The 8,127-nt window shown below is 74.2% G+C and carries 7 protein-coding genes; 5 read left to right on the top strand and 2 right to left on the bottom strand.

The window, feature by feature from the left end:
* The 3 genes from ACFVWU_RS43410 to ACFVWU_RS43400 form a co-directional block, all read left to right on the top strand.
* On the top strand, nt 1–609 hold a 609-nt coding region (locus ACFVWU_RS43410), incomplete at its 5' end, for a hypothetical protein (RefSeq protein WP_387631924.1).
* Nucleotides 610–653: 44 nt separating this feature from the next.
* Nucleotides 654–2,816: a bifunctional polysaccharide deacetylase/glycosyltransferase family 2 protein gene (locus tag ACFVWU_RS43405; RefSeq protein ID WP_387631922.1), complete on the top strand. Its 2,163-nt coding sequence runs from the start codon at nt 654–656 to the stop codon at nt 2,814–2,816.
* Nucleotides 2,817–3,443: 627 nt separating this feature from the next.
* Nucleotides 3,444–4,220, top strand: coding sequence for a MerR family transcriptional regulator (locus ACFVWU_RS43400; protein WP_387631919.1), 777 nt, complete (start codon nt 3,444–3,446; stop codon nt 4,218–4,220).
* 22 nt (nt 4,221–4,242) lie between these two features.
* Here the strand turns inward: ACFVWU_RS43400 and ACFVWU_RS43395 are convergent, their stop codons facing one another.
* Nucleotides 4,243–5,190, bottom strand: a complete 948-nt coding sequence (locus ACFVWU_RS43395; RefSeq protein WP_387631916.1) for an AraC family transcriptional regulator — start codon at nt 5,188–5,190, stop codon at nt 4,243–4,245.
* A 44-nt stretch (nt 5,191–5,234) separates the two neighbouring features.
* Here ACFVWU_RS43395 and ACFVWU_RS43390 point away from each other — a divergent pair, with 44 nt between their 5' ends.
* Nucleotides 5,235–5,411 carry a hypothetical protein gene (locus ACFVWU_RS43390; protein WP_387631915.1) on the top strand — a complete coding sequence of 59 codons (177 nt, stop codon included), beginning with the start codon at nt 5,235–5,237 and terminating at the stop codon, nt 5,409–5,411.
* 132 nt (nt 5,412–5,543) lie between these two features.
* On the opposite strand, the gene ACFVWU_RS43385 is transcribed toward ACFVWU_RS43390, so the two are convergent.
* The gene (locus ACFVWU_RS43385) at nt 5,544–6,695 is read right to left on the bottom strand and encodes a citrate/2-methylcitrate synthase (protein ID WP_387631912.1); all 1,152 of its coding nucleotides are present in this window, start codon (nt 6,693–6,695) and stop codon (nt 5,544–5,546) included.
* 156 nt (nt 6,696–6,851) lie between these two features.
* On the opposite strand from ACFVWU_RS43385, the gene ACFVWU_RS43380 reads away from it, so the two are divergent.
* On the top strand, nt 6,852–8,127 hold a 1,276-nt coding region (locus tag ACFVWU_RS43380; protein WP_387631909.1), incomplete at its 3' end, for a citrate synthase.

Below are 8,127 nucleotides of genomic sequence, written 5' to 3'. Positions count from 1 at the left end.
GCAGATCCCGCCGACCGCCTCCGGTGGGCCGGCGACGATGCAGGCCCGCCCACCGTCGAACTGGCCCCCGTCGCTCCCGCCGTGGACCCGCAGCCGGAAGCCTCGCCCGCCCCGGTGTTCGTGGACGCCTCCGGCCGCCGGCAGCGCCGGATCCGTCGACTCGGGGTGGTGCTGGCCGTTCCGGCGGGCGGGTACCTCGCCCTGCTGGTGAGCACGCTGCTCGGCGGTCCCACCGTGAACGCGCCGTTCCTCCCGCTGCCCCAGGCACCGGCGCCGAGCGCGCCCGCCTCGGCGGACACACCGTCCGGTACGCCGTCCGCCGGTCCGGAAGCCGCCGCGCCCGGCGCACCCGCGACCGCGGCCCCCACCCACCAGCGCACCGTCGTCCCGGTCAGCGTCCAGCACCCCTCGGCCACCGGCGTCACGGTCCCGACCGGGCCGGGGCGCGGCCCCGGCACCCCCAACGCCCCCGCGGCCACCAGCACCCCGGCCCCGGCCACCACCCCCGCGGCAGCGCCGAGCACCGCGCCCGCCGCCACACCCACACCCGGGCACGGCCGCCCCACCGCCCCGCCGGGGAACCCGACCGGCAGGCCCGGAAAGCCCTGACACCCGACCGACCACCGCACCGTCCGCACAGCGAAAGCAGCACCATGAGCGCAACCCGCCGGCGAAGAGCCCCCGCCCCCACCCGCGCCCGCAGAGGCCGGCGCGGCGTCGTCCGCCAGCGCCCGCTACGCACCCACTGGCTCCTGCTGACGTCCCTGCTGCTCACGCTCTCCGGCGCCCTGGTGCTCCAGGGGTACACCCAGCACAGTTTCGACGACCGTCCGGACCAGGCCGCCACGCCCACGGCCGCGGACGCCGTGCCGGCGGCCGTCCGCGACGGCGGTCCGGTGATCGACACCGCCGGACCGCAGCCGCGCAGTGCCGCCCCCGGGCCCGGCACCATCGCCCTCACCTTCGACGACGGCCCCGACCCGACCTGGACGCCCCGGATCCTCGACGTCCTGCGCCAGGAGGGCGTGCACGCGACGTTCTTCGTGGTCGGCACCCAGGCCGCCGCCCACCCGGACCTGGTGAAGCGGATCATCGCCGAGGGCCATCAGATCGGCGTGCACACCTTCACCCACACCGACCTCGGCCCGGCACCCGGCTGGCGCCGCTCACTGGAACTGCGCGAAACCCAACTCGCCCTGGCCGGGACGGCCGGGGTGACCAGCTCCCTGCTACGGCCGCCGTACTCCTCCAGCGCCGACGCCCTGGACGACCGCGAGTGGGACGCCGTCCGACAGGCCGGGCACGCCGGCTACCTGACCGTGCTCACCACCCAGGACAGCGAGGACTGGCAGCGGCCGGGCACCGAACGGATCCTCAAGACGCTCGACGACCGCCCGGGCGGCCCGGGGCAGGTCGTGCTCATGCACGATGCGGGCGGGGACCGCTCGCAGACCGTGGCGGCGCTGAAGGCCCTGCTGCCCGAACTGAAGTCGCGCGGCCTCCACTTCGCCACCGTCAGCCAGGCGGTGGGCCTGGCCGACCCGGTCCATCCGGCCGGAACCGCCGACCACCTCCAGGGGCTCGCGCTGATCTGGATCCTGCGGGGCGGCGACTGGGTGCTCACCGTGCTCGGCTGGCTGCTGTGGGCGGCGGGCGCGATCAGCGTGCTGCGCGCCGTCGCCGTACTGGTGGCCGCGCGGCGGCACAAGCGGCTGCGCCGCCGCTCCTGGGGGCCGCCGGTCGCCGAGCCGGTCAGCGTGATCGTGCCCGCGTACAACGAGTCCGCCGGGATCGAGGCGGCGCTGCGCTCGCTGCTCGCCTCCGACCATCCGGTGGAGGTGATCGTGGTCGACGACGGCTCGACCGACGGTACCGCCGATCTCGTCGAATCGCTCGACCTCCCGTACACCCGGGTGATCCGGCAGGAGAACGCCGGCAAGCCCGCCGCGCTCAACACCGGCATCGCGGCCGCCCGGGCGGAGCTGCTGGTGATGGTGGACGGCGACACCGTGTTCGAGCCCGACGCCGTGCGGCACCTCGTTCAGCCGTTCGCCGATCCCACGGTCGGAGCGGTCTCCGGAAACGCCAAGGTGATCAACCGCGGTGGCCTGCTCGGACGTTGGCAGCACATCGAGTACGTGGTCGGCTTCAACCTGGACCGGCGCCTGTTCGACCTCGCGGAGTGCATGCCCACCGTGCCGGGCGCGGTCGGCGCCTTCCGCCGCTCCGCGCTGCTCGCGGTCGGCGGCGTGGGCGAGGAGACGCTCGCCGAGGACACCGACCTCACCATGGCCCTGTGCCGGGCCGGCTGGCGGGTGGTCTACGAGGAGCGGGCCAAGGCCTGGACCGAGGCCCCCGCCTCGCTGGGCGCCCTGTGGCGTCAGCGCTACCGCTGGTGCTACGGCACCCTGCAGGCGATGTGGAAGCACCGCGGCGCCCTCGTCCAGGGCGGCCAGGCCGGGAAGTTGGGGCGGCGCGGGCTGGTGTACCTGCTGATGTTCCAGGTGCTCCTGCCCCTGCTCGCCCCCGTCGTCGACGTCTTCGCGCTCTACGGACTGGTCTTCCTCGACCCGGTGCGCATCATCGGACTGTGGGCGGCGTTCCTGCTGGTCCAGCTGCTGATGGGCGCCTACGCGTTCCGTCTGGACAAGGAACGCCTCGGACCGCTGTGGAGCCTGCCGCTGCAGCAGTTCGTCTACCGGCAGTTGATGTACCTGGTGGTGATCCAGTCGGTCTTCACCGCCGTCGCGGGATCCCGCCTCCGCTGGCAGCGGATGCAACGCTACGGCACGCTCCAGGTGCCGACGGGCGGCTGAAACCCGGGTGCGCGGCCGGCCTGAGGAGAACTGACGACGCGTCTGTTCCGTGGCACGGCCGCGCTCCCGTCGGCCGGGGCGCTCGCCCTGTCCGCCGCCCCGGCCAACGCCGCCGACGGGCTGGTCCTGACGGCGGACAGGAACGAGATGCGGGCCCGAGCGGAATCGGGAGCGCGCCTTACGCCGCCTACCAAGCACAGACGCGGGTCACCGTCACAAGAGCAGCGCCTCGAGCTCCGGAAGTCGGCCGAACGCCCGCTGGCGTAGAGACGGCCGGGCCCAACCGCCCGGCTGAATGCCGCCTCCAAGGTCTGGCCCATGCGGCCCAAGCCGACGATTCCCACTGTTCGGAGCTCGCTCATGGCCGCAAGCATCGCAGACCCGGATCACAGGTGACCGGCCGCGGGACACCTCACTCGCGCAACACGTCCCTCCCGGCCTCGTCCACCTTCCCGTCAATCTGTAGCAAGAGGCAGGATCTCGGCCGAGATCAGCCCCATGGACTGCACGCGATCACCAGAGCCGGGCATCGTCGCAGTGGCCATGAGCCGCGATGGCTCCAACGGGCAGACCAGCCGACGGTCACACACCAACACGGCTTCCGTCAGGACCTCCTAGGCTGAGCGGATGATGAGCGGAGTCACGATCGGGCAGGCAGCGGCATTCGTCGGCGTCACGGTGAAGACGGTGCGGCACTACCACCAGCACGGACTGGTCGACGAACCGCAACGCGACGGCTCCGGCTACCGGCGGTACGGGTCGGACGACCTGCTGCGGCTGGTGCAGGTCCGGACGCTGGCCACCGCCGGGGTGCCGCTGGCCGAGATCGGGCCCCTGCTCGACGCCGACGCCGACCAGTTCGCCGTCGGCCTGGCCGACGTCAAACGGCGGCTGACCGACCGGATCGCGGAGCTGACCGCGCGCCTCGACATGCTGCACCGGCTCGCCGAAGGCGACCGGGCCCTGCTGCCCGACCGCGCCTGCGCGGTCCTGGAGCGGATGCCCGACCTCGGCCTGAGCCCCGACTACGTGGCCGCGCAGCGCGAGGCCCTGGTGCTGGTCCGGGCGCTGGTGCCGGAGGACTTCGACGACTTCCTGACCCAGCTCGAACTCCGGCTCGACGACCCCGAGTTCATCGACCTGACCAGGCGCGGCCAGGAGGCCGAGACCTGGGAGCCGGACGACCCGAGGATCGAGGAGCTCGCGACCGCCATGGCCGACCACTACCTCGCCAACCCCGCACTGCTGGGGAGTCCCACCAGCCTGCAGACCTGGCGGAAGGCCACCGCCCAGTACCGGCTGATCAACGACCACCGCGAGGACCAGGCACCGGTCTCAGCCCGGCTGACCGCGCTCACCGAGAGCAGGCTCCGCTCCGCCGGCGTGATCGGCCCACGCCGCTGACGGACGGCCGGGAGGCCTCCCCTCATCCCGACCGTACCCGCCGCCGCCAGTCCGACGGGCTGACCCCGCGCGCCCGCTTGAACGCCACGCTGAACGCGAACGCGTCCCGGTATCCCACCTCGCGCGCCACCACGGCGACGGTGTCCTCCGTGTCGCGCAACAGGTCCGCGGCCAGGGCCATCCGCCAGCCGGTGAGGTAGGTCAGCGGCGGCTCGCCGACCGCACTGGTGAAGCGCGCGGCGAAGGCGGCGCGGGACTGTCCGACCCGCGAGGCCAGCTCGGCGACCGTCCATCGGTGCGCCGGGTCCTCGTGCAGCAGGCGTAGCGCGTCGCCGACGGCCGGAGTGTCCAGCGCCCGGTGCCAGGAGGGGAGTTCGGACTGCGGCCGGGTGCACCAGGCACGCAGGGCCAGGACCAGGACGAGGTCCAGGAGCCGGTTCAGGACGACGTCCTGGCCGGGCTCCTGGTGGGCTGTCTCTGCGGCGAGCAGGTCCAGTGCCGCCTTGGTGCGCGGCCCGGCGGGCACGACGGCCACGGGCGGGAGCATGTCCAGCAGGCGCTCACCCACGGCGCCGCTCAGTTCGTAGGCGCCCCGGAGCAAGGTCGTGGCGTCGGGCAGGCCGTCGCCGTACGTACGCGGCGCCAGGTACTGCCGGGCCACTGCTGCGTAGTCGATGAACTGCTTTCGTCCGTTGCGGATCACCAGCTGCGGCGGGGTGTCCGGGGCGTCGGCGATCGTGTACCGGTCGGCGACGCCGCTGATCAGGGCGATGTCCCCGGCACGCAGCCGCACGGGCGCGGCCTGCCGGTGGTCGTCGAGCCGGACCGACGCGTGACCACCGAGGGCGGCCACGACCGTGAGCGCGGGGACGTCCTCGAAGGCCATCGACCAGGGTGGCCGCTGGATCAGTTGCCGGATCTGCGCGTTCTGGGCGCGGGCTCGGTGCAGCAGGTCGCTCAGGACGTCCATGTCGGCCACGCTAGACGATCGGCCCCGACGCCTTCGTGGACCGCATGGTCCACGAAGGCGTGCCCGCCGACACCGCCCGCCTGCTCACCGGCCTGCTGGTGGACATCCGCGACGGCCGGGGCCCGGACGTCTCCGACGGCGTGGAGCAGGCGCTCGGACGACCGCCCAGGTCGTTCGAGGACTACGTCGCCGAGGCGGCCGCCGCAGGCCACTGGAGCTGACCGGACGGGCCACCTGTCAGCGCTCCGGCGTGACTTCGCGCAGCCGGCCTTGCCTCGGCGCTGCCGGTCCCGGAGTTCCCGATCCGCCGTGCCGCGCACCGTGGCGCGCGGTTGCACTCCGGGGCCCGCTGTTCAGGCCGTCGGCAGCGGCTGCGGAGCGGACGGGCCGGTGTAGCGGGCGGACGGGCGGATGATCTTGGAGTCGGCGGCCTGTTCCAGGATGTTGGCGCTCCAGCCGATCGCGCGGGCCGCGGCGAAGGTGGGGGTGAACATCTCCCTGGGCAGGCCGCACAGGTGCATCACCACGCCGGCGTAGAACTCCACGTTGGTGTGGAGTTCTCGGCCCGGCTTCAGCTCGGCCAGGATCGCCTCGACCCGGGCCTCCACCTGGACGGCGAGGTCGACCAGCTCGCCGCCGAAGGACTCGGCGACCCCGCGCAGCATCCGGGAGCGCGGGTCCTCGGTGCGGTAGACGGCGTGGCCGAAGCCCATGATGCGGTCACCGGCCAGCACGTGCTCGCGGATCCAGCCGTCGATCCGCTCCGGGGTGCCGATCGCGTCCAGGGTGTCCAGCGCCCGGCTCGGCGCGCCGCCGTGCAGCGGCCCGGAGAGCGCGCCGAGCCCGCCGACCAGGCAGGCCACCAGGTCGGCCCCGGTGGAGGCGATCACCCGGGCGGTGAAGGTGGAGGCGTTGAAGCCGTGGTCCACCGTGGAGATCAGGTACTGCTCGACCGCGCGGGCCTTGGCCGGCTCGGGCTCCTCGCCGGTCAGCATGTAGAGGTAGTTGGCCGCGTAGCCCAGGTCGTCGCGCGGTTCCACCGGCTGCTCGCCGTGCTGCAGCCGGTGCAGCGCGGTCAGGATGGTGGGCACCAGCGCGGTGGCGAACAACGCGTCCTCGACCCGCTGGTCGGGCGCGGTGTCGTAGAGCGGCCGGATGCCGCGGTCGGCGGCGGCGATCGAGAGCGCGGCACCCAGGGCGGTGAGCGGGCCGCCGTGCGCGGTGCTCGCCGCCAGCGCGGGCAGCAACGGGCGCAGCGCGTCGGGCAGTCGGCGCAGCGGTGCGGTGCGGGCCAGGAAGGCGGCGCGGCGGGCCGGGTCGGGCAGCTCACCGAGCAGCATCAGGTGCCAGACGTCCTCCAGGGTGCGCTGCTCGGCGAGGTCGATCGCCGAGTACTGGCGGTAGCGGTAGAAACCCTCCAGCCCGCGGACGTCGCTGAGTTCGGTCTCGGTGACCACGACGCCCTTGAGGCCGCGCGGGACCTCGATCTCGGTGGTGCTCGACATGGCGGTAGCCCTCCTCCTGGATGTTCCGGGTGATGCTCTGTACTCTCCGAGCATTGATCCACATTGTCAACATTGATTGAAATCAATGTGGAATACTGTGGATCATCATCAAGGCGCGACACGAGAACCAGGACGAGGACGGGACGAGGGCAGACCATGGCCGAACGCTTGACCACCCAGCAGGTCGCCGAGCAGCTCGGTGTCAAGGTGGAGACGGTGTACGCCTACGCCAGCCGCGGCCAGCTGAGCAGCGAGCGGGCCCCGGGCGGCAAGGGCAGCACCTTCGACGCCCGCGAGGTGGCCGAGCTGGCCGCCCGCGGCCGCCGCGCCCCGGTGCGTCCGCCCGCCGGCGAACCGTCGGCCGGGGAACCGTGGGCCAGCCGACCGGTCACGGTGCGGACCGGGCTGACCCTGATCGAGAACGGCAGGCTCTACTACCGCGGCCAGGACGCCGTCGAACTCGCCGTCCGGCACGGCTTCGAGGCCGCGATCGGCTGGCTCTGGGGGCTGGGCACCGACGCCCCGGTGGCGCTGCGGGTGCCGCCCGCCACCGCCGAGGCGCTGGCCCGGGCCGCCGCCGCGCTGCCCGACGGGATCCGGCTGCCCGACCGGCTGCGGATCTCGGCCACCGTCGCCGCCGCGCTCGACCCGCTCCGCTTCGACCTGCGCGAGCAGACCGTACTGGCGGCCGGGGCGGCACTGATCGCCGGGATGGTGGAGGCGCTGCCGCGCACCGCTCCCGACCCCGGGCCCGACGCCTCACTGGCGGCCCGGCTGTGGAGCCGGCTGGCCCCCGCCGCGCCCACGCCCGAGGCGCTGGCCTGCCTGGACCGCGCCCTGGTGCTGCTGATGGACCACGAACTGGCGGTGTCCACCGTGGCGGCCCGGGTGGCGGCCTCGGCGCGGGCCCATCCGTACGCGGTGGTCTCCGCCGGGCTCGGCGCCACCGACGGCCCGCTGCACGGCGCGGCCAGCCCGCTGGCGCACCGGCTGCTCGGCGAGGTGCTGACCGGCGGTGCCGTGCCGGTGGTCTCCGACCACCTGCGCACCGGCCGACCGATCCCGGGCCTCGGCCACCGGCTCTACCCGGAGGGCGACCCGCGGGCGGTGGCGCTGCTCGACGCGGTGGGCCGGCTCGACGGCGGTGCGGCCGTGGTGGCGGCGGTCGCCGAGGTGGAGGCGGCGGCGGGCCCGGCCGGGCGGCCGGCGCTGCGCGCCAACATCGACCTGGCGCTGGCCGCCATGGCGCTGGCCGCCGGACTGCCGGCGGAGGCCTGCGAGGTGGTCTTCGCGGTGGCCCGCACCCCGGGCTGGCTGGCCCACGCGGTGGAGGAGTACCGCGAGGAGCCGCTGCGGATGCGGGCCCGGGGCAGCTACACCGGGCCGCGCCCGGGGTCCGACACGGCCGGTCCCGAGCCTGTCGTAGCGCGGC

Origin of the sequence: Kitasatospora sp. NPDC058190 (genome assembly GCF_042883685.1) — a bacterium.
Lineage (GTDB): Bacteria > Actinomycetota > Actinomycetes > Streptomycetales > Streptomycetaceae > Kitasatospora.
The sequence above is the reverse complement of the archived record's forward strand: the minus strand, read 5'-3'. Positions and strand labels throughout refer to the sequence as shown.

Excerpts from the sequence above, each read along its gene's own strand:
- ACFVWU_RS43385 (WP_387631912.1), bottom strand. The coding sequence starts at position 6,695 with ATGTCGAGCACCACCGAGATCGAGGTCCCGCGCGGCCTCAAGGGCGTC.
- ACFVWU_RS43400 (WP_387631919.1), top strand. The coding sequence starts at position 3,444 with ATGATGAGCGGAGTCACGATCGGGCAGGCAGCGGCATTCGTCGGCGTC.
- ACFVWU_RS43390 (WP_387631915.1), top strand. The coding sequence starts at position 5,235 with ATGGTCCACGAAGGCGTGCCCGCCGACACCGCCCGCCTGCTCACCGGC.
- ACFVWU_RS43405 (WP_387631922.1), top strand. The coding sequence starts at position 654 with ATGAGCGCAACCCGCCGGCGAAGAGCCCCCGCCCCCACCCGCGCCCGC.
- ACFVWU_RS43395 (WP_387631916.1), bottom strand. The coding sequence starts at position 5,190 with ATGGACGTCCTGAGCGACCTGCTGCACCGAGCCCGCGCCCAGAACGCG.